At 64.3% G+C, this 22,242-nt stretch carries 20 protein-coding genes and 1 tRNA gene; 11 read left to right on the top strand and 10 right to left on the bottom strand.

What is annotated here, in order from left to right; translation table 11 throughout:
- A partial coding sequence (locus AC5I5I_RS06620; protein ID WP_495971116.1) for a hypothetical protein occupies positions 1–250 on the bottom strand: 250 nt, incomplete at its 3' end.
- 345 nt (positions 251–595) lie between these two features.
- On the opposite strand from AC5I5I_RS06620, the gene aroC reads away from it, so the two are divergent.
- From aroC to AC5I5I_RS06605, 3 genes are all read left to right on the top strand, one after another.
- Entirely contained in the window at positions 596–1,720 is a 1,125-nt protein-coding gene (aroC, locus tag AC5I5I_RS06615; RefSeq protein WP_495971114.1) for a chorismate synthase, read from the top strand.
- An 11-nt stretch (positions 1,721–1,731) separates the two neighbouring features.
- A complete protein-coding gene (ribB, locus tag AC5I5I_RS06610; RefSeq protein WP_495971112.1) occupies positions 1,732–2,820 on the top strand; it encodes a 3,4-dihydroxy-2-butanone-4-phosphate synthase in 1,089 nt (362 codons plus the stop codon).
- A gap of 62 nt (positions 2,821–2,882) precedes the next feature.
- Entirely contained in the window at positions 2,883–3,719 is an 837-nt protein-coding gene (locus tag AC5I5I_RS06605) for a DUF1194 domain-containing protein (RefSeq protein WP_495971110.1), read from the top strand.
- Between the two features lie 28 nt (positions 3,720–3,747).
- Here AC5I5I_RS06605 and AC5I5I_RS06600 read toward each other — a convergent pair whose 3' ends face one another.
- Together AC5I5I_RS06600 and AC5I5I_RS06595 are read right to left on the bottom strand one after the other, a co-directional pair.
- Positions 3,748–6,327 carry a pyrroloquinoline quinone-dependent dehydrogenase gene (locus tag AC5I5I_RS06600; RefSeq protein ID WP_495971108.1) on the bottom strand — a complete coding sequence of 860 codons (2,580 nt, stop codon included), beginning with the start codon at positions 6,325–6,327 and terminating at the stop codon, positions 3,748–3,750.
- A gap of 156 nt (positions 6,328–6,483) precedes the next feature.
- Complete coding sequence (locus AC5I5I_RS06595) at positions 6,484–7,722, bottom strand: class I SAM-dependent RNA methyltransferase (protein WP_495971106.1); 1,239 nt, start codon at positions 7,720–7,722, stop codon at positions 6,484–6,486.
- 137 nt (positions 7,723–7,859) lie between these two features.
- Here AC5I5I_RS06595 and AC5I5I_RS06590 point away from each other — a divergent pair, with 137 nt between their 5' ends.
- The gene (locus AC5I5I_RS06590) at positions 7,860–8,276 is read left to right on the top strand and encodes a hypothetical protein (RefSeq protein WP_495971104.1); all 417 of its coding nucleotides are present in this window, start codon (positions 7,860–7,862) and stop codon (positions 8,274–8,276) included.
- Between the two features lie 5 nt (positions 8,277–8,281).
- On the opposite strand, the gene AC5I5I_RS06585 is transcribed toward AC5I5I_RS06590, so the two are convergent.
- A complete protein-coding gene (locus tag AC5I5I_RS06585) occupies positions 8,282–9,706 on the bottom strand; it encodes an MATE family efflux transporter (RefSeq protein ID WP_495971102.1) in 1,425 nt (474 codons plus the stop codon).
- Positions 9,707–9,961: 255 nt separating this feature from the next.
- On the opposite strand from AC5I5I_RS06585, the gene AC5I5I_RS06580 reads away from it, so the two are divergent.
- Together AC5I5I_RS06580 and AC5I5I_RS06575 are read left to right on the top strand one after the other, a co-directional pair.
- The gene (locus AC5I5I_RS06580; RefSeq protein WP_495971100.1) at positions 9,962–11,701 is read left to right on the top strand and encodes an ABC transporter ATP-binding protein/permease; all 1,740 of its coding nucleotides are present in this window, start codon (positions 9,962–9,964) and stop codon (positions 11,699–11,701) included.
- A gap of 97 nt (positions 11,702–11,798) precedes the next feature.
- Positions 11,799–12,389: a hypothetical protein gene (locus AC5I5I_RS06575; protein ID WP_495971098.1), complete on the top strand. Its 591-nt coding sequence runs from the start codon at positions 11,799–11,801 to the stop codon at positions 12,387–12,389.
- Positions 12,390–12,480: 91 nt separating this feature from the next.
- Here AC5I5I_RS06575 and AC5I5I_RS06570 read toward each other — a convergent pair whose 3' ends face one another.
- From AC5I5I_RS06570 to AC5I5I_RS06560, 3 genes are all read right to left on the bottom strand, one after another.
- The gene (locus AC5I5I_RS06570) at positions 12,481–12,732 is read right to left on the bottom strand and encodes an exodeoxyribonuclease VII small subunit (protein ID WP_495971096.1); all 252 of its coding nucleotides are present in this window, start codon (positions 12,730–12,732) and stop codon (positions 12,481–12,483) included.
- Positions 12,733–12,816: 84 nt separating this feature from the next.
- A complete protein-coding gene (locus AC5I5I_RS06565; protein WP_495971094.1) occupies positions 12,817–13,746 on the bottom strand; it encodes a histone deacetylase family protein in 930 nt (309 codons plus the stop codon).
- A gap of 16 nt (positions 13,747–13,762) precedes the next feature.
- Entirely contained in the window at positions 13,763–14,665 is a 903-nt protein-coding gene (locus AC5I5I_RS06560; protein WP_495971092.1) for an SDR family oxidoreductase, read from the bottom strand.
- A gap of 181 nt (positions 14,666–14,846) precedes the next feature.
- Here AC5I5I_RS06560 and AC5I5I_RS06555 point away from each other — a divergent pair, with 181 nt between their 5' ends.
- The gene (locus tag AC5I5I_RS06555) at positions 14,847–15,797 is read left to right on the top strand and encodes a ring-cleaving dioxygenase (RefSeq protein WP_495971090.1); all 951 of its coding nucleotides are present in this window, start codon (positions 14,847–14,849) and stop codon (positions 15,795–15,797) included.
- 129 nt (positions 15,798–15,926) lie between these two features.
- Here the strand turns inward: AC5I5I_RS06555 and AC5I5I_RS06550 are convergent, their stop codons facing one another.
- The gene (locus AC5I5I_RS06550) at positions 15,927–16,964 is read right to left on the bottom strand and encodes a glutamine synthetase beta-grasp domain-containing protein (protein WP_495971088.1); all 1,038 of its coding nucleotides are present in this window, start codon (positions 16,962–16,964) and stop codon (positions 15,927–15,929) included.
- Between the two features lie 326 nt (positions 16,965–17,290).
- Here AC5I5I_RS06550 and AC5I5I_RS06545 point away from each other — a divergent pair, with 326 nt between their 5' ends.
- A complete protein-coding gene (locus tag AC5I5I_RS06545) occupies positions 17,291–17,488 on the top strand; it encodes a DUF2735 domain-containing protein (protein ID WP_495971086.1) in 198 nt (65 codons plus the stop codon).
- Positions 17,489–17,548: 60 nt separating this feature from the next.
- Here the strand turns inward: AC5I5I_RS06545 and AC5I5I_RS06540 are convergent, their stop codons facing one another.
- A complete protein-coding gene (locus AC5I5I_RS06540) occupies positions 17,549–18,487 on the bottom strand; it encodes a glutaminase (RefSeq protein WP_495971084.1) in 939 nt (312 codons plus the stop codon).
- A 236-nt stretch (positions 18,488–18,723) separates the two neighbouring features.
- Between AC5I5I_RS06540 and AC5I5I_RS06535 the strand changes: the two genes are divergently transcribed.
- From AC5I5I_RS06535 to AC5I5I_RS06525, 3 genes are all read left to right on the top strand, one after another.
- A complete protein-coding gene (locus AC5I5I_RS06535; RefSeq protein ID WP_495971082.1) occupies positions 18,724–20,505 on the top strand; it encodes an acyl-CoA dehydrogenase family protein in 1,782 nt (593 codons plus the stop codon).
- A 2-nt stretch (positions 20,506–20,507) separates the two neighbouring features.
- A complete protein-coding gene (locus tag AC5I5I_RS06530; RefSeq protein WP_495971080.1) occupies positions 20,508–21,260 on the top strand; it encodes a crotonase/enoyl-CoA hydratase family protein in 753 nt (250 codons plus the stop codon).
- A gap of 230 nt (positions 21,261–21,490) precedes the next feature.
- Positions 21,491–21,565 (top strand) — tRNA-Gln (locus tag AC5I5I_RS06525).
- Positions 21,566–21,758: 193 nt separating this feature from the next.
- Here the strand turns inward: AC5I5I_RS06525 and AC5I5I_RS06520 are convergent.
- Positions 21,759–21,935 (bottom strand): hypothetical protein, encoded by a 177-nt coding sequence (locus AC5I5I_RS06520; protein ID WP_495971078.1) that lies wholly within the window; start codon positions 21,933–21,935, stop codon positions 21,759–21,761.
- Positions 21,936–22,242 lie beyond the last annotated feature (307 nt).

Below are 22,242 nucleotides of genomic sequence, written 5' to 3'. Positions count from 1 at the left end.
CGATCAGCTCGGCCTTCTTGGCCTTCTTGGCGGACTTCTTGCCCTTCTTCTTCGCGGCAGCGGAGATGTCGGTGGCGATCAGCTCAGCCTTCTTGGCCTTCTTCGCCGACTTCTTACCCTTCTTCTTGGCGGCAGCCGAGAACTCGTCGCTCTTCGCAACGCCCGGCGTCGCCTGAGCCGCGAGCACCGGCGACAGGGTCGTCGACCCGATGAAGCCGATCGCAGCGATGATGGCGATCAATTTGCGCATGTTTGTGTGTCCTTGTTGGCGGTCTTTCCGGTGCGAGCGATCTGGTTCGACCCCTGATGCGCCCCCTCCCGTACCGTGGCGATTCATCGCAGTTTTCATTTCGCCGCGCAAACAAAAAAACAGAAAAAGATGAGAAAAATCAGTAACTTAACGAGCATTCAGCTTGCCATTAATGCGCGTTCAGCGCTCTGAATGCACGTTAATGGCGCCGGCCGCTTTATGGTGCGGTGCGGCGCAAACCGCGGGCGGCCGGGCCGGAGGTCGCTGCTGCCGGGATGTCCTGCCGCGCTTATTTGACCCGTCGGACCACGCGGGCTACCAAACCGCGGCATCGAACAAACCATCATGTCATTCAACACCTTCGGCCATTTGTTTCGCGTGACCACGTTTGGCGAGAGCCACGGGCCTGCGATCGGCTGCGTGGTCGACGGCTGTCCGCCGCGCATCCCGCTGAGCAGCGCCGAAATCCAGGCCGACCTCGATCGGCGGCGACCGGGCCAGTCGCGCTTCACCACCCAGCGTCAGGAGCCCGATACGGTTCGTATCCTGTCCGGCGTATTCACCGACGAGACTGCCGGCATCAAGATGACGACCGGCGCGCCGATCGCTCTTCTGATCGAGAATGTCGACCAGCGCTCGAAGGATTATTCCGACATCAAGGACAAGTATCGCCCCGGCCATGCCGGCTACACCTACGACGCGAAATACGGCTTCCACGACTATCGCGGCGGCGGACGGGCCTCGGCGCGCGAGACCGCGTCGCGGGTCGCCGCCGGTGCAGTCGCGCGCAAGGTGGTGCCGGGCGTCACCGTGCGCGGCGCATTGGTGCGGATCGGCCCGCATGCCATCGACCGCACGCGCTGGGACTGGGACGAGGTCTCGCGCAATCCGTTCTTCTGCCCCGACGCCAGGACCGCGGAATTGTGGGCCGGCTATCTCGATGGCGTACGCAAGTCCGGTTCGTCGGCGGGCGCGGTGATCGAGATCGTGGCCGAGGGCGTGCCGGCGGGTCTCGGCGCGCCGATTTACGGCAAGCTCGACGCCGATCTCGCTGCGGCCTTCATGAGCATCAACGCCGTGAAGGGGGTCGAAATCGGCGACGGCTTCGCCGCAGCCGATCTCTCCGGCGAGGCCAATGCCGACGAGATGCGAACCGGCAACGACGGCAAGCCGGTCTTCCTGTCGAACCATGCCGGCGGCATCCTTGGCGGCATCTCCACCGGACAGCCGGTCGTCGCCCGTTTCGCGGTCAAGCCGACCTCATCGATTCTAACACCCCGCCAGACCGTCGACCGCTATGGCGGCGATACCGATATCTTGACCAAGGGCCGCCACGACCCCTGCGTCGGCATCCGCGCGGTGCCGGTCGGGGAGGCGATGATGGCATGCGTGCTGGCGGATCACTATCTGCGTCATCGCGGGCAGGTGGGCGAGGGGCCGTCCTGGCCTTTCCCGCGCCCGGCCCGATAAACAGGATCATTATGCTCGAGACCCATCAGCGCATCGATCAGGCCATCGCGGCCTTTGCCCGCGGCGAAATCGTCGTGGTGACCGACGACGACGACCGCGAGAACGAGGGCGACCTGTTCGTCGCCGCCTCGCTCTGCACGCCGGAGAAGATGGGATTCATCATCCGGCATACATCCGGCATCGTCTGCGCGCCGCTGTCGGCGGATGACGCCAAGCGTCTGCATCTCGACCCGATGGTGTCACGCAATGACGCGCCGTTGTCGACTGCGTTCACAGTGTCGGTCGATGTGAAGCACGGGCTGACCACCGGGATTTCGGCCGAGGAGCGCACCAACACCGTTCGCGCGCTGGCCAACGGCAATAGCGGCGCGTCGGACTTTGTCCGTCCGGGGCATGTCTTCCCGCTGGTCGCGCGCGACGGCGGCGTGCTGATGCGGTCTGGTCATACCGAAGCCTGTATCGATATGTGCAAGCTCGCCGGCGTGCCTGAAGTCGGCGTACTGTCCGAACTGATGAATGACGACGGCACCGTGATGCGCGGGCGCCAGGTTGCCGAATTCGCCGAAAAACATGGGCTCAAGCGGCTGTCGATTGCCGACCTGATCGCCTACCGCCAGGCGCGCGAGAAGCTGGTCCAGCGGGTCGGCGAATTCCCGGTGGCGTCGCCGATCGGACCCTTGCAGGGCTATGCCTATGTGACGCCCTTCGACGCCACGCATCACATGGCGTTCGTCTATGGCAATATCGGCGATGGACGGAATATTCTCACCCGCCTGCATCGCGCCGACGTGATCGGCGATGTGTTCGGCGGCGCCAAGACCATCAACGCGGTGTTGCAGCGCTTCAAGGACGATGGCCGCGGCGTGATCGTGTATCTGCGCGACGGCACCGCCGGCGTCCCGGTCACGGCGATCCCGCGCGAAGAGACCGAGTCGGAGGCCGCCCGGATTCGCCAATGGCGCGAAATCGGGCTCGGTGCCCAGATCCTGAGGGATCTCGGGATCGGCTCGATCCGGCTGGTGACCTCGAAAAAGCTCACCTATGTCGGCTTGGGCGGGTTCGGTATCGAGATTGTGTCCACGGAAGCTGTCGACGGCTGATCCGCCGCTTTTCCGCTGCGTGCGGCCATGGCACCATTTCCCCGTAAAGCGGGGAGATGAAGATGCTGCGTCGACCGGCCGTCATCGCGATTTCGCTGGCCCTTGCCCTCGTGGCCGCCACCGCCCGGCCGCTCGAAGCCGCGCCGACAACGCGCGGCGGCGCCAGTCAGCGAACTGCCACCGTGGATGTCGAACTCGTGCTGGCGGTCGACATTTCCTATTCCATGGATGCCGACGAACTGGCGCTGCAGCGCGAAGGATATGCCAGGGCGCTGACGTCCACCGAATTTCTCAACGCTCTGCGTGAGGGCATCCATGGCAAGGTTGCCGTCACCTATTTCGAATGGGCCGGCGCCGGCGAACAGCGCGTGGTCGTGCCGTGGCGGGTGGTGGACGGCCCGGAAAGCGCGGGCTCGGTCGCAAGCGAGATCATGGCAGCGCCGATCCGGCGCGCCGCGCGGACCTCGATTTCGGGCGCGTTGCTGTTTGGCGCGTCCCTTTTCGAGACCAGCGGCCATCGCGGTATCCGCCGGGTGATCGATATTTCCGGCGACGGTGCGAATAACAACGGGCCGCTCGTCACCATCGCCCGCGACGACGTGTTGTCCAGGGGCATCACCATCAACGGCTTGCCGGTGATGCTGAAGCGTCCGAGCTACTCGACCATGGATATCGAATTGCTCGATGAATACTACGAGGATTGCGTGATCGGCGGCCCGGGCGCGTTCGTGGTGCCGGTCAAGGACCGCGACAAGTTCGTGGAGGCGATCCGCACCAAGCTCGTGCTGGAGATCGCGACGCTCACGCCGCAGACCCGCGTCATGAAGGCGTCGGCCGCCAATCCACGTGTCCCCTGCACGATCGGCGAGCGGATCTGGCAGGAGCGCTGGGGGAATTGAGCCTCCGCACGCTTGGAGCGTCGCGTCGCTACGGCCCCTCGTTCTCCGACTTGCTGCCGCCTGCGTCCCCGCCATGTTCGGGCGGAATTCCGGATTGATCCTGCGGCGATCCCGGGAGCGCGAATACTTTCAGGGAATCGCCCTGTGTGGTTTCAAACCGGGCGTGTCCGGTCGCCGTGATGGCGATGTATTGCCTGCCATTGTGTTCGTAGGTCATCGGTCCGGCCTGGCCCCCGGCCGGCAGTCGCGCCTGCCAGACCAGTCGTCCGGTCGCTGTCTCGAAGGCGCGCAGGAAATTGTCCTGCGCCGCGGCAATGAATGTCAGTCCGCCAGCCGTGGTCAGCGGCCCGCCGAGATTGGCCGTACCCATCTCGATCTTCAGCCGTGCGGGAATGCCCAGCGGACCGGAATCGAAGCCGGTGCCGAGCGGTCTGGACCATGCCAGTTCGCCGGTGTCGATGTTGGTTGCCGCGATGAAGCCCCAAGGCGGCGCAAGGCAGGGCACGTTCAGGACAGACAGCCACATCGGACGATCGACGCCGAACGGCGTGCCGGAGTGCGGCGCGATCGCCTGATCGGGTCGCGCACCGCCCGAGCCGACAGGCCGGTCTTTGACCTCGGAGCGCGGGAACATGTCGACCACGTTCGGCAGCCGCGAATAATTGGCGATGACAATGCGCTGCACCGGATCGAAGGCGAGTCCGCCCCAGTTCATGCCGCCGACGGTTCCGGGCAGCAGTACCATGCCCTTTGTCTCAACTGTCGGAGGCGTGAACATGCCCTCATAGCGGCGCGCGTGAAATCCGATGCGGCACAGGGCGGCGTCGATCGGCGTCACGCCCCAGACGTGCCGACCGTCGATGGTCTCCGGTTCGCGGCCCGGCACGCCGCCGAGATTTGGAAAGAACACCGATTGCGGCTGGGTTGGCGACAGGCGTTCGCCGGGGAGGGCGCCACCCTGCGGAACCTTGCGCTGTTCGACCGGACGCAGAGCCTCGCCGCTCGCGGCATCCAGCAGGAACAGGTCGCCGCTTTTCGTGCCCTGCAGGACGGCGCGACGGCTTTTGCCGTCGATCGTGACATCGACCAGCATCGGCTGCGCGCCGATGTCGTAATCCCACAGGTCGTGTTGCACGGTGGCGAAGGACCAGCGCGTCTTGCCGTTGGTGAGATCGACCGCGACGATGGCGGCGGTGAAGCGGTCTTCCTCCTCGGTGCGGTTGCCGCCCCAATGGTCGGCGCCGGGATTGCCGGTGCCGAGAAAAGCCAGCCCGAGCGACTCGTCGGCTGAAATCACATTCCAGACATTGGGCGTTCCGCGTGGATAGATTTCCCCCGGCGCAAGCGGCGCCTGCGCGTCAGGCCGCAGCGCATCCCAGGCCCAGCGCAGTTCGCCGCTGCGCGCGTCGTAGGCCCGCACCACGCCGGACGGCGCATCGCGACGCTGGTTATCGCTGACTTGCTGCCCGACGAGCAGAAGGCCGCCGGCAACGGTGGCGCCGGATGTGTTGGAGGCAAAGCCGGCTTCGCGCAGTCCCATGCCTTGGGTGAGGTCGACGATCCCGTTGCGGCCGAAGCCGATGCAGACGAAGCCGGCGACGGCGTCGAGCGCGATCAGCCGTCCGTCGGGCGTTGCGACATACACACGCCGATGGCAATTGCTGCCGCCACGAGGCACTTGCCCAATCACGCCCGGTACCGTCGGCGTTTTGCTGATTGCGTCGGGCTGCCCGGCCGGTTCGCCGTCGTCAAAGTAAGCAACGGCACGGCAAGCGGCGCTGAACAGCGACTCCATACTGCGTGGTGGCACCTGCGGATCGTAGTGCCACTTCACCTCGCCGGTTGCGGGATCGAGCGCATAGACACGGCTGCTGCTGGTGCAGGTGTAAAGGAAGTCGCCGACTTTGATCGGGGTGTTTTGCGACGAATAGAACACGCGGCCTTCGGCGGGGGTGAGGTCGCCACTGCGAAACGTCCAGGCCTCTTCCAACTCGCCGACATTACCGGTGTGCACCTGCGCCAGTGTCGAATAGCGGCGTCCTGCGGTGGTGCCGCCATAGGCGGTCCATTCAGCGCTCGCGTCGCGCGCTTGCGACTCCGTCGCCGGCGGCTGACGCTGCTCCGCGCGCGATTCCGGTGCCTCGACGCGCTCCCAATTTATCGCGATGACGATGCCGGCGGCAGCAAATGCCGCAACGATTCCGAATGAAACGCCGATGCGTGCAAAACTGTGGCGTGGCGTTTGCCAGAACACGAAGGCGGCGGCAGCGCCAATGACGAGGCCTGAAACGATGCCCATCCGCGCCGCGAAATCGAAGCCCCAGGCCGGGAGCCAGCCCTTGCCGGCAATTTCGAACAGCGACCACGCAAGCGTCAGCAGGATTGCAGCGCCGCACGCAATCATCGCTGAGCGATGCCGTCCGAGCCAGGCGAGCAGGCCGCCACTGAGCAGAAGCAGACCGGCGACGATGTAATAGGCCGTCCCGCCCAAGACGAGCAGGTAAGCGCCAAGTCCCGCCATCGCGAGGCCGAGCAGTCCCAAAACCGAAGCGAACAGAAGATAGAGCCATTTCCAGGCCGGATGCCCCTTGGCTTCACGGCCGTGCATAGGCATTGGTCCAGTTGGTCATCGCGTGCTTCGTTTCGGTGATGGATTTGCCAAGCAGGCGCGTGGCACGTGCGCCGCATGCACAACCCAACGGCGCGCTCCACTGCCGGTTCCCGCAGGTTCAGAGACAGGACGTCGCAGTCTCCGGTCTTCGCGTCACCGCACGAAGTGCGCCACCATTTCCACATGCGCGGTGTATTTGAACTGATCGACCGGCGTCACGCGCACGAGCCTGTAACCGCCTGCGATCAGGATCGCGGCATCGCGCGCGAAGGTCGCGGCGTTGCACGACACCGCGATGACCGTCTTCACCTTGCTCTTCGTGAGTTCGCGGGCCTGCGCCTCCGCGCCCTGCCGCGGCGGATCGAACACGACGACATCGAAAGGCGAGAGGTCGATCGGCTGCATCGGTAGCCGAAATAGGTCGCGCTTTTGGACGGTGACTTTCTTGAGTCCTGGCGTCGCCTGGGCCGCGCGGGACAGCGCATCGATCGCCGGCTGATCGCTGTCGATCGCGGTGACGCGCATGGTCTCTGCAAGCCGCAGCGTGAACGGTCCGATGCCGCAAAACAGGTCGAGCGCGGTTTTGATTTTGCCCGCGCTTGCCGTGACCAGCCGTGCGAGCGTGTCCTCGCCTTGCGCCGTCGCCTGCAGAAATGGTCCCGGCGGCAGCGCCACCTGCGCTCGTCCCATCTGCACCAGTGGCGGAGCGATCAGCGCCACCATCTCGCCATGCCGAGTAATCCGTGCGATCCGCCCGGATGCAGCGATGCGCGTCAGTTTCAGCGCGTGCGCCCGGTCGAGCGGGCCGGAGCCGCGCACGTCGATATCGAGGCCATTGAGGGTGGCGGTCGCGTGGATATCGAGCGGCTTCTTCAGTGGGCCGAGCGCCTCCGCGATCGCCCATGCGGCCTCGATTGCACCGTCCATCCCTGGCGCCAGCACCGGGCAGCGGTCGATCGGCACGAGCGTATGAGCGCGCAAAGCCGAAAAGCCGACCTCGACGATCTCCCTGGTGCCTTGCCGTGCATGAAGGACAACGCGGCGCCGGCCTTCCCCATGCGCATCGATCAGGTCGTCGACCGCCGCATCGATCTGCGCATGCCGCAGCGCCTCGACCACCAGATTGCGTTTCCAGTCGCGGTATTGCGGCTCCGCCCAATGCTGGATCGCGCAGCCGCCGCAGACTCCGAAATGCGGGCAGAACGGCGCAACGCGGTCGGGCGAGGGGGACACCACGCGCAGCAGGTGGCGGCGGTCGGGATGACCCTGCACCGCGCCCACATCGACGGTTTCGCCGGGCAGCGTATAGGGCACGAAGATCGGCCCGTCAGGCGAAGACGCTACGCCGTCGCCGCGATGCCCGATGTCCAAAATGACCAACCTGTCGACCATTGCGGTGTCATGCCCGGCTTTTGCCGGGGAGGGCAAGACTGCTTCTGTCGTTCATCCGAAGATGCGCCTGTCGTGCTACCGTTCGGCCGCTACGTTGCTTCCAAATGATGAGCGAAGAAGCAAGCGGGAGACGGACGATGACCTTATTCGTGATCGCCGCGGGGCTGATGGTCGCGGCTCATGTCGTCGCCGCGTTGCAGCGACCGCGCCTGGCCGTGATCGTGTCGGGTATCCTGTGGGCGCTCTACGCCTATTACGAGTATCTGATCGCGACCGGCGTCCTGTGCGACAAGGACTGCAACATTCGTGTCGATCTCGTGTTTTTCTTTCCGATACTCGGGCTCGCGACGTTCTGGGCCTACCAATCGTATAATGGGAAGTCGGGCCCGGCGAAGATTGCCGGCATTGTCCTTGGAATCGTCGGCCTGCTGGCGTTTGGGCTCGTGGCCGAGGCCTACGGTTACGGCGCTTTCGCATACGCCGTCATATTAGGTGTCGTGGCGATCGCCATCATCTACGCGATCAAATCGAGGTCCGTAGCAAAACGGTCGTGACGCCGTCAGTGCACCGCGCCCGGCACGTCCGGCATGTAGCCGCGCCGCGTCAGCAGGTGAAAACGCGTCACCAGCATCAGCGCATAGACGATCACCGACAGCGACAGCCCGATCCACACGCCGAGCGCGCCCCAATTCAGCACGAAGCCGAGACCGTAGCAGGCCGAGAACCCGATTACCCAGAAGCAGATGAAGGAGAACAGGAGCGGCACCCGCGTGTCATTCAGCCCGCGCAGCGCACCGGCCGCGATCGACTGCACGCCATCGCAGATGAAGAAGCTTGCGCCCACGACCATCAGAGTCGCGGCCAGCGCCGCGGTCTGGCCGTTCTCCCTGGTGATCGTGCCGAGGAACATGACCGGCAGCATGTCGCGGGTCGCGATCACCAGCAGCGTCATCACAAACATAAAGCCGGCGCCGAGCGAGATCGCGACGAAACCCGCGCTGCGGGTGCCAGCGCTGTCGCGCCGTCCGACCGCATGCCCGACGCGCACGGTCGCCGCCATCGAGATGCCGAACGGCACCATGAACATGATCGAGGCGATCTGCAGCGCGATCTGATGCGCGGCCAGAGCCGTGGTGGAAATCCAGCCCATCATGATGCCGGCTGCGGCAAACACGCCGTACTCCAGCATGAAGGTGCCGGAGATCGGCGAGCCGATCACCAGCAGCTTGCGGAATAGCGGCCAGTCAGGGCGCCAGAAGCGGCCCATCACCTGATACTTCTTGAACGGCCGCAGCGAATAGCAGACCCAGATCGCGGCGATGCACATGCCGAGATTGACGATGGTGGTCGCGATGCCGGCGCCGAGCAGGTCGAGCCGCGGCAGGCCGAACTCGCCATAGATCAGTGCATAGGCGAGCAGGGCGTTGGCCGGGATTGCGACCAGCGTGATCCACAGGCCGGGCTCGGGCCGGTTCACCGCGCCCATGAAACCGCGCAGCGCAATGAACCACCAGGACGGAATGAGACACCAGGCGAGCCCGAACAGGTAGCGCGCGGCAAGCGTCGCCGCCTCTTCGGTCTGGCCGAGGAACAGCAGGATCTCCTTGCCGTAAAGCTGGACCAGGCTGAGCGGGATGCCGAGCAGGGTCGCGGCCCATAATCCGACACGCAAGGCGCGCCGCACCATGCGGGGATCGCGCGCACCAAATGCTTGCGCCGCAAGCGGCGCCACCGCGGAGACGAGTCCCATTCCGAGCACGAAGACGGCGAACAGCACCGTGTGACCAAGCGCCGCGGCCGCGACCACATGGTCCCCGAGCCGGCCAAGGAGCGCCAGATCGCTGGTCATCATCGCGATCTGGCCAAGCTGGGTCAGCGCGATCGGCCATGCGAGCCGCAGCGTTTCGGTCAGTTCGGCGCGCCATCGCGACGCAGGTGCGGCCGGGGCTGGAACCCCGGCGGTCAGGGTACTTTGCATTGTCATGGTATGGCCGTTCGGCAGGGCGGCGGCAACGGACGCCGGCCCATGCGGTAGCCTTTGGCGAACGCACGTGAAGCTTGCGTGACGGCGCGGATAAGGGCCAAAAGTGTTGGAAATCGGTCCGGTTCCATTCTTTCGGGTGATGAACGGGATCGGCCGGCTTCATGCGCGAATCGGTCGCCACCGCCCGGCGGCTGACCCTTTCTGCGCATCGGGACGACAAGCCTGCCGTTGCGACGGCGGAAACGGGGACCGCCGATGGACAATATCGTCCGCGCGCTGCGCACCTTCCTGCGGCTGGCGATGCCGTATTTCCGCTCCGAAGAGCGTTGGACGGCGCGTCTGCTTTTGCTCGCCGTCATCGGTGCCGAGCTTGGACTGGTCTATGTGGCGGTCGCTGCGGTCAACTGGAATGCGCGCTTCTTCAACGCGCTCGAGAACCGCGACTGGAATGCGTTTTACAGCGAACTGATCTTCTTCGGGTTCATCGTGATGGCCGCGGTGGTGGCCGGGGCATCGCAATATTTCTTCGGTCAGACCTTGCAGATCCGGTGGCGGCGCTGGCTGACCGCGAATTACGTCTCGGTCTGGATGGCGCAGGGCCGGCATTATCGCGTGCGGGTGGTGGCACCGCAGGTCGACAATATCCACCTGCGCATCGCGAGCGACGTGTATCTGTTTATCCAGCGCACGCTCGAACTGGCGACCGGACTCCTTGGCAGCACCGTCGCGCTTGTGTCCTTCGCCTTTATCCTGTGGGGATTGTCTGCGACCACGCCGGTGCCAGGCTTAAGCGGCGGCACCATTCCGGGCTGGCTGATCTGGGCGGCGTTGCTCTATGCCGGTCTGGGCACATTGTTCGCCCATCTGATTGGCTGGCGGCTGATCCCGCTGAATTTCAACCAGCAGCGCTTCGAGTCCGATTTTCGCTTCGCGATCGTGCGCGCGGCCGATCATTCCGAACCGATCGCGTTGATGCGGGGGGAGCCGGTCGAGCGCGCCGATTTGCATCACCGCTTCTCCAACCTGGTCGCGAACTGGACGCGGCTGGTCGTGACCCAGACCCGCCTGGTTGGCTTTGTCGGCGGTTACGCGCAGGCGTCCACGGTGGTGCCCATTCTTATGGTGGCTCCAGCCTATCTCGCCGGTGCGATCCCGCTGGGCTCGCTGATGCAGGCGGCGCTCGCTTTCACCCGGGTCGAAGGCGCATTCGCCTTCTGCATCTCGGCCTATCCGAAGATCGCGGAATGGAAGGCGATGGTCGATCGTCTCGCCGGTTTCGAGGACGCGATGATCGCGGTCGACGAGAGCCGCGCGCAGACGGAAGGCGTGATCGTCGTCGGGCGCGAAGGCGGCCGCGACCTCGAATTGTCGGGCCTGTCGATCCGGCTGCCGGACGGCTCGGACATTTCCGGCTTTCCGGCCATGGATCTCAAGCCGGGCGACCGGCTGATGATCGCGGGCCCTTCCGGCTCCGGGAAGTCGACGCTGTTCCGGGCCTTGGCGGGTCTTTGGCCGTCCGGCTCCGGACGGGTCGAGTTTCCGAAGGACGGCGAGGTGCTGGTGATGCCGCAGCGGCCGTATTTTCCGCTCGGTACACTCCGCACCGCGGTGGCCTATCCCAGCGAGCAGGGCGCGGTGCCCCATTCCGATATCGTTGCGGCACTGGAGACGGTGGGCCTGTCGCATCTGGTCCCGCGGCTGGACGAGGAGGCGGATTGGAACGTGCTGCTCTCGGGCGGCGAACAGCAGCGCGTCGGGATTGCACGGGCGCTGATCCGAAAACCGACCGTACTGCTGTTCGACGAGCCGGTGGCGGCATTGGCCGACGCTTCGGGGCGCGAGCTCTATCTCACCCTGCTGGAGAAGCTGCCCAATGCGGTGGTGCTGACCATCGACCGGCGCGAGGTTTTGCGCGAATACCACGAAAAAATCGTCGAATTGAGCCGCGACGATACCGTCTCCCGGGCGCGCCTCTTGGCAACCCAGCCAGCTTGAGCTAGCCAAAGTGAGGGTCCTGTCAGGGTCTTCGGCTTTGCCGGTTCGGCGCATCGCCTTCGCATCACAAGAGTATCGTCCTGCCTGAGGTGTAGATATGAGCCAGCAAGCTTCCGCGATCGGCATGAATTATTGGACTGACAAGTGGGACCTGCACGAGGACGTGTGTCCCTGCGACGTGCACTTCAACGAGTGGGTCGCGGATCAGGGTCTGAAGAACAAGACCATCTTCCATTTCGGCACCGGGACGCATCATGTCGTCGGCGTCGAGCAGGCCCGCAGCGGCTCAAACAACGCGGTGCTCGCGATCACCGCTTCGATCGAGGAATACGAGGCCTATATCAAGCTGGTCTCGACCAACTCCGCCGTGGCGAAGAGCTACGTCGCGTATTTCGGCGACATCTATCTGACCAACCCGCGCCTGCTGCCCGACTTCGACATCGTCACCATGGTGCATTTGTGCGAGTTCTTTTTCCCGAACACCGCGAGCCCCGAATATGGCGGCATGACCGATCGCCAGGTCCTCGACCTGTTCACCGACAAGACGCGGTCGGGCGGCTATCTGATCTTCTACAAGAATTCGATGGGTGCCCAACGCACGTCGGAAATCCTGCCGGTCTGGGAGAAAGAAAAGCCGGTCGAGCGCGTCGCCGATTTCAAGACGCTGATTGTTTATCGGAAGAAATAGGTTTCCGATGTCATGCGCGGGCTTGACCGCGCATCTATCCTCTTTGCTTGATGGATTGCCGGGTCAGGCCCGGCAATGACGGCCAAGGGCGTCACTTCACATCGAGCGGCGTGGTGCCCTTGGCCTTGCCGTCTGTGCCGGTGGTGATCTTGTCCACACGGGCCTCGGCCGCCTTCAGCAATTCCTCGCAGCGGCGCTTCAGCGCCTCGCCGCGCTCGTAGATCTCGACCGATTCCGCGAGCGGCACTTTCCCTTCCTCGAGCCGCTTGATGATCGATTCCAGTTCGTCGATCGCCCGCTCGAAGGGCATGGTCATCACGTCGGCGTGGTTGCTGTCTGACATGTCGGTCCTGATACGATTCCCGGTCGATTATAGCCACATCTGCTGGCTTGCCGAAGGCAAAGGCCGTCAGGTTTAGCCCGTTGGCTATCCCCGCATCAGCGCGGTGACATGGGCATCCACGGAATTGGCCAGCCCTTGCAGGTCATACCCGCCCTCCAGCGCCGAGACCACCCGGCCGCCGGCCCGGCGATCGGCCAGGTCCATCAGCTTTTTGGTGGCCCAGGCGAAGTCGGCCTCGGTGAAATTCAGGCTCGCCAGCGGGTCGCGGATATGCGCGTCGAACCCCGACGAGATGATGACGAGGTCCGGCCCGAAGGCTTCCAGCCGCGGCAGGATCACGTCGTCCATCGCGGCGCGGAACTGCTCGCCGCCGTCGCCCGCTCGCAGCGGCGCGTTGACGATATTGTCGTGGTCGCCGCGCTCGGATTTCGCGCCGGTGCCGGGATAAAGCGGCATCTGGTGGGTCGAGCAATACATCACCGTCGGATCGCTCCAGAAAATCTCCTGGGTGCCGTTGCCGTGGTGCACGTCGAAATCGATGATGGCGACGCGGGCGAGCCCGTGCGCCTTCTGCGCATGGCGGGCGGCGATCGCCACGTTGTTGAACAGGCAGAAGCCCATCGGCCGCACGGTCTCGGCGTGATGACCGGGTGGACGGGTGGCAACGAAGGCGTTGTCGGCGCGCTTGCCGATCACCTCGTCGACCGCGAGCACGACACCGCCGACGGCGCGCAAGGCCGCTTCCAGCGACCCGGGCGACATCGAGGTGTCGCCGTCGAGCGAGACCATGCCTTCGCGCGGTGCGGCCTCGCGGATCGCTCTGGCATAGTCCATGGGATGCGCCAGCGCGACGGCCTCGAGGTCGGCCATCGGTGCCTGTTCGCGTGCGAGCAGCGCGAATTTCTCGTTCTCCAGCGCGCGGTCGATCGCCCGCAGCCGGTCCGGACGCTCCGGATGGCCGGGCGGGGTGACGTGATTGAGACAGGCGGGATGGCTGATCAGCAGCGTTGTCATGCGACGGGTGGCACTTTCAGGGTTTTGCGCGAGAAGCCTCAAGGTCACGGATATCGCGGCGTGCGTCAATGACAACGCCGGGTGGCGGCGGCGGTTCGTCCGGCGTGAAGAATACCTCGGCCAGCGGCATCGTCGGGTCGACCCGGTACGGCTCGAAATCGCGCACGCCCTCGTTATAGAGGAAGCTATCGTCGATCAGGAAATGTCCCGTGAAATCGGCGGCCTTCTTGTTGAAGATCGCGTAGGCCGCGTCCGCCATGATCTCGGGCTTGCGCGACATCCGCATCACGATATCGCCGCCGAGCAAATTCTGGATCGCACTGGTCGCGATCGTCGCGCGAGGCCACAGCGCATTCACCGCGATGCCCTTTGGCCGCAACTCGCCGGACAGCCCCAGCACCACCATGCTCATGCCGAACTTGGCCATCGAATAGGCGGTGTGCGGCGCGAACCACTTCTGCTTCATGTCGAGCGGCGGCGAATTCATCAGGATGTGCGGGTTCGCGGCCTTTTCCAGATAGGGAATTGCGAATTTCGACACCATGAAGGTGCCGCGGGCATTGACGCCGTTCATCAGGTCGTAGCGCTTCATGTCGGTCTGTTCGACCGGCGTGACCTGCACCGCACTCGCATTATTCACCACGATATCGATGCCACCGAAGGTGTCGGCGGTGCGGGCGAGCGCGGCCTTTACCTGCTCCTCGTCGCGTACATCCACATGAAGCGGGAGCGCCTGACCCCCGGCCTTCACGATCTCGGCCGCAGCGGTGTGGATTGTGCCGGGCAGCTTCGGATGCGGCTGGTCCGTCTTGGCGGCGACGGCGATATTGGCGCCATCGCGCGCCGCCCGCACCGCTATGGCCAGCCCGATGCCGCGCGATGCGCCGGTGATGAACAGGGTCTTTCCTTTGAGCGACATGATCGGTTCTCCGCGAGCAACCGATGGGACAGCCTGCCGCACTGGGAGTCAACGCGCGCCGGGAGATCGCGGGCTTTCCTTTTCGGTTCCCTCGCATATGTAGCGCTATGCCGGCCGGCCGTTTCATCTGCCAGCCGGTTCGTTTTTCCGATTCTGCTTTCATCCTCCCGCGAGGCCGTTCATGCAACTCACCGGCATCCACCATCTCACCGCGGTCTCCGCGGACGCACCGGGCAACCTGCGCTTCTATACACAGGTGATGGGCATGCGGCTGATCAAGAAGACCGTGAACCAGGACGATGTCTCGGCCTATCACCTGTTCTATGGTGACGGCATCGCTTCGCCGGGCAGCGATCTCACCTTCTTCGATTTCAACACCGGCCCGGAACGGCGCGGCAATCACACGATCTCGCGGACGGCGCTCCGTGTTGCCGGCCACGACACGCTGAAATGGTGGCACCGCCACCTCTCCGAAGCCGGCGCAAGGGTCGGCGAGATCGGCGAGCGCGACGGCCGCTTCACTCTCGACTTCGAGGATCCGGAAGGCCAGCGGCTGAGCCTGGTCGACGACGGCGGGACCGGCGAGGCGCATCCCTGGGACGAGAGTTCGGTACCGGCCGAGCATCAGATCCGGGGCCTTGGCCCGATCACCATGTCGGTGCCGGATCGCACCGCGACCGATATCGTGCTGCGCGAACTGATGTTCATGCGGCATGTGCGCGACTATCCGGTGCCGGATTCGGATTCCGATATCGTGCATGTTTACGAGATGGGTGAGGGCGGTGCGGCCGCCGAACTGCATGTCGCGGTGCGGCCCAAGCTGCCGATGGCGCAGCCCGGTGCGGGCGGCGTACATCATGTCGCGTTCCGCACACCCAACCGTGCCGAATACGACGCCTGGGCCGATCGCCTGGTCAAATTGCGGGTGCCCAACAGCGGCAAGGTCAATCGCTATTATTTCGAGTCGCTGTATTTCCGCGAGCCGAACGGCATCCTGTTCGAGATCGCGACCGACGGGCCGGGCTTTGCCGCCGATGAGCCGATGGAGTCGCTCGGGGAGAAACTGGCGCTGCCGCCGTTTCTGGAGAAGCGGCGCGCTGAAATCGAGCGCGGGCTGAAGCCGCTGGGTTGATCAAATAAAAACGGGGGAGGGACGACCAAGTACCTCCCCCGCTGGACATCGGCCCCGCTGACATCAGGGCCAATGCGAAATGAAACGGGTGCATGTCCGCATGAGACATGCACCCGTGTGTCGCTAAGGCTAGGCCGCGGCGGCCTTCGCGCCGGTCGGCACTTCCGAGATCGTCTTCAGCACCTGCGAGGCGATCTGATAGGGATCGCCCTGCGAATTCGGACGGCGATCTTCCAGATAGCCTTTGTAGCCGTTGTTGACGAAGGAATGCGGCACGCGGATCGAGGCGCCGCGGTCGGCCACGCCGTAGGAGAACTTGTTCCATGGCGCGGTCTCGTGCTTCCCGGTCAGGCGCTTGTCGTTGTCCGGGCCATAGACGCTGATGTGGTCGTGCAGGTTCTTCTCGAACGCCTTCATCAGCGCTTCGAAATATTCCTTGCCGCCGACTTCGCGCATGTACTTGGTCGAGAAGTTGCAGTGCATGCCCGAGCCATTCCAGTCGGTATCGCCCAGCGGCTTGCAGTGGAATTCGATGTCGATGCCGTATTTCTCGGTGAGACGCAGCATCAGGTAGCGGGCCATCCACATTTCGTCGGCGGCCTTTTTCGAGCCCTTGCCGAAAATCTGGAATTCCCACTGGCCCTTTGCCACTTCGGCATTGATGCCTTCGTGGTTGATGCCGGCGGCGAGGCAGAGTTCGAGATGCTCTTCGACGATCTCGCGGGCGACCGAACCGACATTCTTGTAGCCGACGCCGGTGTAATAGGGGCCCTGCGGCGCCGGATAGCCAGCCTCCGGGAAGCCGAGCGGACGGCCATCCTGGTAGAAGAAATATTCCTGCTCGAAGCCGAACCACGCGTCCGGATCGTCGAGAATGGTGGCGCGCTTGTTGGAGCTATGCGGGGTGACGCCATCGGGCATCATCACTTCGCACATCACCAGCGCACCGTTCTTGCGCGCGGCGTCCGGGTAGATGGCGACCGGCTTGAGCACGCAGTCCGACGAATGGCCCTCGGCCTGCATCGTCGACGAGCCGTCGAAGCCCCAGAGCGGCAACTGTTCGAGCGAGGGAAATACGTCGAATTCCTTGATCTGGGTCTTGCCGCGCAGACTCGGAACCGGCGTGTAACCGTCGAGCCAAATATACTCGAGCTTGAACTTTGGCATTGGTCTCTCTTGATCTTGGCGACGCGGAAAAGGTGAACCCGATGGTTAATCGGGTGCCGGCTCGCGCCCGGCTACCGGCAATGCGTCAATTCAAGCATTTTATGTGCCAATCCCGGCGGCAGAGGCCGGCGCGGCAGCAATTGCTGCGGCACAGCACTTTATGTGCAGCGCCCAATTGGCGATCAAAGCAGCAGGTGGCGAAACGCCCATATTGTATGCATGCGCTGATTTTATGTGAGGCATGAGGAGCAAATCAGGGGCAGCACGGTTATATTCATTCCAGAAAATGAATCGCGTTGACGGCGCAACGAACAAGGACCGAACCGATGCCTACTTTGAATCGCGGCCCCGCCAGTCGGGGATCAGCCGAAATTATCGCCTTCCCGGCGCGCGGTCGCTTTGCCGTTGGCATGCAGGCTGACGTACTCGATGCGCGGGCATCGACTGCCGTGGTTAAAACCGTGAGCGGCAGCTCCTGGTACCACGAAGAAGCAATCCGCAACGAGCGGACCACCAAGAACTAGCATTGCACATCGCCGGGTATGTGCGAGCGCGCGTCGCCGGGACGCGCGCTTTTTCTTTGTCTATCCGCCGAAGACCGACCAGCCCATTCGCTGCGTCAGCTTTTCCAGCGCGATGCGGCCGAGATGCGAATTGCCAGTGTCGTCGAGACCGGGCGACCACACCGCGATGGAGGCCTTGCCGGGCGCAATCGCCAGAATGCCGCCGCCGACGCCACTCTTGCCCGGCAACCCCACCCGATAGGCGAATTCCCCCGATCCGTCATAATGCCCGCAGGTCAGCATGATCGCGTTGATGCGCAGCGCCCGTTCGGACTGCACCACTGCATAGCCGGTCGAGGGATTGATGCCGCGATAGGCCAGGAAACGGCTCGCCATCGCCAGCTGACGGCACGACATCGCGATTGCGCAGTGATGGAAATAGACGCCGAGCGTGTAATCGACCGGATTCTCGATCACGCCATAGGCCTTCATGTAATTGGCCAGCGCGACATTGCGGAAGCCGGTGCGCTGCTCGGAGGCCGCCACCGCCTCGTCGATCGCGATCGATGAATCGTCGGCCAGGAATTGCAGGAAACGGAGAATGTCGCCCAGCACTTCGCGCGGCTTGTGCCCGGACAGGATCGCATCGGTGACAGCGATGGCGCCGGCATTGATGAAGGGATTGCGCGGGACGCCTTTTTCATATTCGAGCTGGACGATGGAGTTGAACGCGCTGCCGGACGGTTCACGCCCGACTTTCCGCCACAGCCGGTCGCCGATCCGCCCCAGTGCGAGAGTCAGGGTGAAGACCTTGGAGATGCTCTGGATCGAGAACGGCTCTTCGGCCTCGCCGCCGGTCGCAACGCGGCCTTCGGCGTCGATCACGGCGATGCCGAACTTCGCCGGATCGGCGCGCGCAAGTTCCGGAATGTAGGTCGCGACGTCGCCGCGGTCCGGCCGCCGGCGCATCTCGTCGGCGATCTCGGTGACGACCTGCTGCAGGTCGGGACTATGGCTCATGTCGGATTGGCTGGCATTTTGATGGCGGCATTACGGGTTATCGCCGCTGGCCGGTCAAGCGGTGTTGAACGCGGGCGCGGAACTCTCGCCTGCGGTATCGATAGGACTGGCATCGGCCGCCCGGCTGCCTAAAATCCGGACTGCCGATCGGCCGCTTCGCAGGCACCGGGACCGCCGGTTGAGGCGCAACACGTCAGGCGTGGATACGCCGCAAAGCCCGCGTCCGGAAGGGAACCATGTCTTATCGCGCGCCAGTTGCCGACATCGTCTTTGCTCTGAAGCACGGCGCGGGGATGGGGGAGGCTCTGGCTTCCGGCCTGTATGGAGACTTGTCGGCGGACGATGTCGACGCCGTGCTGGTCGAAGCGGGCCGTTTTGCTTCGGACGTGATCGCGCCTCTCAACCGGGTGGGGGATAAGTTCGGCACGCCGTTCAAGGATGGTCGCGTGACCATGCCGCCGGGCTGGACGGAAGCCTATCGCGACTGGGCCGCGGCCGGCTGGAACGGGCTGGCTTCGCCCGCGCAATGGGGCGGGCAGGGGCTGCCGCGCGCGCTCAATGCAGCCTGTATCGAGATGTGGAACGCCGCCTCGATGGCCTTCGGCATCGGTCCGGTGCTGACCATGGCGGGCATCGATGCGCTGGCGCTGCACGGCAATGACGGATTGAAAAAGGCCTACCTCCCCAAGCTGATCAGCGGCGAGTGGATGGGCACCATGCAGCTCACCGAGCCGCAGGCAGGATCGGATGTCGGCGCGCTCAGAGCGCGCGCCGAACGCGCCGGTGACGGCACCTATCGCATCTTCGGGCAGAAGATTTTCATCACCTATGGCGAACACGAGATGACCGACAACATCATCCATTTCGTGCTCGCCCGCCTGCCCGATGCGCCGCCCGGCACCAAGGGTATCTCCCTCTTCCTCGTCCCGAAGTTCATGCTCGAAGAAGATGGCAGGCTCGGCAAACGTAATGACGTGAGAGCCCATTCCGTCGAACATAAGATGGGTATTCACGCGTCTCCCACCTGCACCATGGTCTATGGCGATGACGGCGGCGCGGTGGGCTACCTGATCGGCAAGGAACATGCCGGCATGGCGTGCATGTTCACGATGATGAACGAGGCCCGGCTCGCCGTCGGGCTGCAGGGCGTCGCCATCGCCGAGCGCGCAATGCAGCAGGCGCTCCATTATGCCCGCGACCGCAAGCAGGGCCGCAGCGACCAGCTGGGCGGTCCGTCCTCCGTCGCCATCATCGAGCATGCCGACGTGCGGCGCATGATCTTCACCATGCGCGCGCTGACAAAGGCTGCGCGTGCGATCTGCTATGCCACGGCCGTTGCGCTCGACCGTTCGCATCTCGACCAGGATGCCGCCGCCGCGAAAACCGCACAGGAGCGCGCCGCGCTGCTGACGCCGGTGGCGAAGGCCTTCTCCACCGATATCGGCATCGAGGTCGCCTCGCTCGGCGTGCAGGTGCATGGCGGCATGGGCTTCATCGAGGAGACCGGCGCCGCCCAGCATTATCGTGACGCTCGCATCGCCGCGATCTACGAGGGCACCAACGGCATCCAGGCGATCGATCTCGTCACCCGCAAGATCACGCTGAATGGCGGCGCCACGGTGAAAGCCTTTATTGTCGAATTGCGTGACATCGCGGCACGCGTGCAGGCGGTGAACGATCCTGCTTTCGGCGCAACCGCCTTGCGGCTGACCGAGGCGATCGATTCACTCGAACGCGCCACCGACTGGCTGCTTGCGCATCTGTCATCCGACACGCGCGCTGCACTTGCGGGCGCCACGCCGTATTTGCGCCTCTTCGGCAATGCCGCGGGCGGAGCGATGCTCGCCAACGAAGCGCTGGCTGCGATCAGGCTTGTGAACGGCGACAGCGTCGACCGTATCGCCACCGCGCGCTTCTTTGCCGAGAACATCGCGGTGCAATGCGGCGGGCTGGAGACGACCGTGACGGAAGCGGCCGAGTCCGTCACATCGTCTCCGCTTCCCGGTGAGGCCGCTTGACCATGACCGATCTGGTTGAAATCAAGGACGACGGCGGCATCCGTGTCGTGCGGATGAACCGCCCCGACAAGAAGAACGCGTTGACCGCCGCGATGTATGATGCGATGGCGGCCGCGCTCGCCGGCACCAAGACCGATCCGGACATCCGTTGCGTGATGATCGCGGGGCTGCCCGGCGCGTTCTGCGCCGGCAACGATCTCGACGAATTCCGCAAGGCGGCGGACGACGGCGAGGGGCTCGGCGCGCCCGTGCTGCGCTTTCTGCATGCGCTGGCCTGGTGCGAGCGGCCTCTGGTCGCCGCGGTGGACGGTTTTGCGGTCGGCGTCGGCACGACGATGCTGCTTCATTGCGATTACGTCGTGGCGTCGCGCATGGCGCGGTTCAGCACGCCGTTTGTCGGCCTGGGTCTCGTTCCGGAAGCTGCCTCCACACTACTCGCGCCGCAGCTCATGGGCCCGCGCCGCGCCTTCGCGATGCTGGTGATGGGCGAGCCGTTCGATTCCGAACAGGCATTGTCGGTCGGGCTGATCAATGTGGTTGCGGACAGCGCCGCGGTCGAGACGCAGGCGCTCGCCGCCGCGCGGAAAATCGGGTCGCTGCCGCCGGAAGCGGTGCTCGCTTCGCGCCGCATGATCCGCGGCGAACCGCAGGAGCTTGCAGAACGCATCGACCTCGAGGCGGATTTCTTCCGCGAACGGCTGCAATCGCCCGCGGCGCAGGCGGCGTTCGCGGCGTTTTTCGCAAGGAAGAAGTGAGGCCGCGGGCGATCAACAGCGCCGGAGGGCCTGCGGCCGGGCGGCTTTGGATCCTCACCGAATCGATATCACTGTCGTCCGGGTCGCGACGCCCTTGTCCCCCAGGCGGGGCGTCGCGACAGGCCTCGCAGGGGCGCTCCCCCTTGTGTTCCGGCCCGGCTGCAGAACCGAGACTTTGGCATTGCAGGGGCCGGGGGGCGCCGGTATGAGGTGGCCCCTTCCTGCGCTGTTGGGGCGTCGCCAAGTGGTAAGGCACCGGATTTTGATTCCGGCATTCGGAGGTTCGAATCCTCCCGCCCCAGCCAGTCACTTTAGTGATTTTCGCCTTACGAGCGTCTCCGCGAAATAATGGCGTTTTCTGTGGCGAATTCGGCCGATATTGGTGCCCGCTACCGTCTCTGCATTCCCGGAGACGGCAAAATCAGCCCCGAATTCTTCCGTTGTCTCCCGACAATACGGCGCACAATCCCGTTTGCGAGAGAACCGGGGCGGAGACTGTCAAATATCGGACTGGGTGGTAGGGAGTGCAAAGGAGTAGAGGCGTGCCGCGCTACCATGCCGACGCTGCAACAGACCATTGCCGAAAAATTTCTTGCCGAGCTGGCCGAGAAACAAAATGCTCGACACCGCCAAGATTGAGGCGCTGCGCAGCCTGCTGAAGACGTAACGGCTCATCCTGACTACCGGCGCCTGGTTGCGCAGTTCGCGATAAAGATCGAATGGGTCCGCGAGAAGCTTCGTCGTTGAACAATTCAATATCGGATGACATGTACATACTGTCGCGCTTCAAAGACGTCAGAGATGCGCTGCGAAAACGCCTTACCGTGGATGTTTGGGGAAAATTAGTCCCGCTGAATCTCCAATTGGCAGATGGGCCCGCGGCAATTTGCCCTCAACAGAGGCTGCGTCGGCGCGCGCACTCTGCGTGCTGACGAACGCGGCTCGATCGAGCCGGACAAGGTTGCGGGCCTGGCTGTAACGT

The sequence above is a fragment of the Pseudorhodoplanes sp. genome (assembly GCF_059499825.1).
The sequence above is the reverse complement of the archived record's forward strand: the minus strand, read 5'-3'. Positions and strand labels throughout refer to the sequence as shown.

What these genes read in the sequence shown, in the direction of transcription:
- AC5I5I_RS06595 (WP_495971106.1), bottom strand. Translation starts at nt 7,722, where the DNA reads ATGGTCGACAGGTTGGTCATTTTGGACATCGGGCATCGCGGCGACGGC.
- AC5I5I_RS06555 (WP_495971090.1), top strand. Translation starts at nt 14,847, where the DNA reads ATGCAACTCACCGGCATCCACCATCTCACCGCGGTCTCCGCGGACGCA.
- AC5I5I_RS06575 (WP_495971098.1), top strand. Translation starts at nt 11,799, where the DNA reads ATGAGCCAGCAAGCTTCCGCGATCGGCATGAATTATTGGACTGACAAG.
- AC5I5I_RS06605 (WP_495971110.1), top strand. Translation starts at nt 2,883, where the DNA reads ATGCTGCGTCGACCGGCCGTCATCGCGATTTCGCTGGCCCTTGCCCTC.
- AC5I5I_RS06590 (WP_495971104.1), top strand. Translation starts at nt 7,860, where the DNA reads ATGACCTTATTCGTGATCGCCGCGGGGCTGATGGTCGCGGCTCATGTC.
- AC5I5I_RS06520 (WP_495971078.1), bottom strand. Translation starts at nt 21,935, where the DNA reads ATGAGCCGTTACGTCTTCAGCAGGCTGCGCAGCGCCTCAATCTTGGCG.
- aroC (WP_495971114.1), top strand. Translation starts at nt 596, where the DNA reads ATGTCATTCAACACCTTCGGCCATTTGTTTCGCGTGACCACGTTTGGC.
- AC5I5I_RS06560 (WP_495971092.1), bottom strand. Translation starts at nt 14,665, where the DNA reads ATGTCGCTCAAAGGAAAGACCCTGTTCATCACCGGCGCATCGCGCGGC.
- AC5I5I_RS06600 (WP_495971108.1), bottom strand. Translation starts at nt 6,327, where the DNA reads ATGCACGGCCGTGAAGCCAAGGGGCATCCGGCCTGGAAATGGCTCTAT.
- AC5I5I_RS06565 (WP_495971094.1), bottom strand. Translation starts at nt 13,746, where the DNA reads ATGACAACGCTGCTGATCAGCCATCCCGCCTGTCTCAATCACGTCACC.
- AC5I5I_RS06535 (WP_495971082.1), top strand. Translation starts at nt 18,724, where the DNA reads ATGTCTTATCGCGCGCCAGTTGCCGACATCGTCTTTGCTCTGAAGCAC.
- AC5I5I_RS06545 (WP_495971086.1), top strand. Translation starts at nt 17,291, where the DNA reads ATGCCTACTTTGAATCGCGGCCCCGCCAGTCGGGGATCAGCCGAAATT.
- AC5I5I_RS06550 (WP_495971088.1), bottom strand. Translation starts at nt 16,964, where the DNA reads ATGCCAAAGTTCAAGCTCGAGTATATTTGGCTCGACGGTTACACGCCG.
- AC5I5I_RS06570 (WP_495971096.1), bottom strand. Translation starts at nt 12,732, where the DNA reads ATGTCAGACAGCAACCACGCCGACGTGATGACCATGCCCTTCGAGCGG.
- AC5I5I_RS06540 (WP_495971084.1), bottom strand. Translation starts at nt 18,487, where the DNA reads ATGAGCCATAGTCCCGACCTGCAGCAGGTCGTCACCGAGATCGCCGAC.
- AC5I5I_RS06585 (WP_495971102.1), bottom strand. Translation starts at nt 9,706, where the DNA reads ATGACAATGCAAAGTACCCTGACCGCCGGGGTTCCAGCCCCGGCCGCA.
- ribB (WP_495971112.1), top strand. Translation starts at nt 1,732, where the DNA reads ATGCTCGAGACCCATCAGCGCATCGATCAGGCCATCGCGGCCTTTGCC.
- AC5I5I_RS06580 (WP_495971100.1), top strand. Translation starts at nt 9,962, where the DNA reads ATGGACAATATCGTCCGCGCGCTGCGCACCTTCCTGCGGCTGGCGATG.
- AC5I5I_RS06530 (WP_495971080.1), top strand. Translation starts at nt 20,508, where the DNA reads ATGACCGATCTGGTTGAAATCAAGGACGACGGCGGCATCCGTGTCGTG.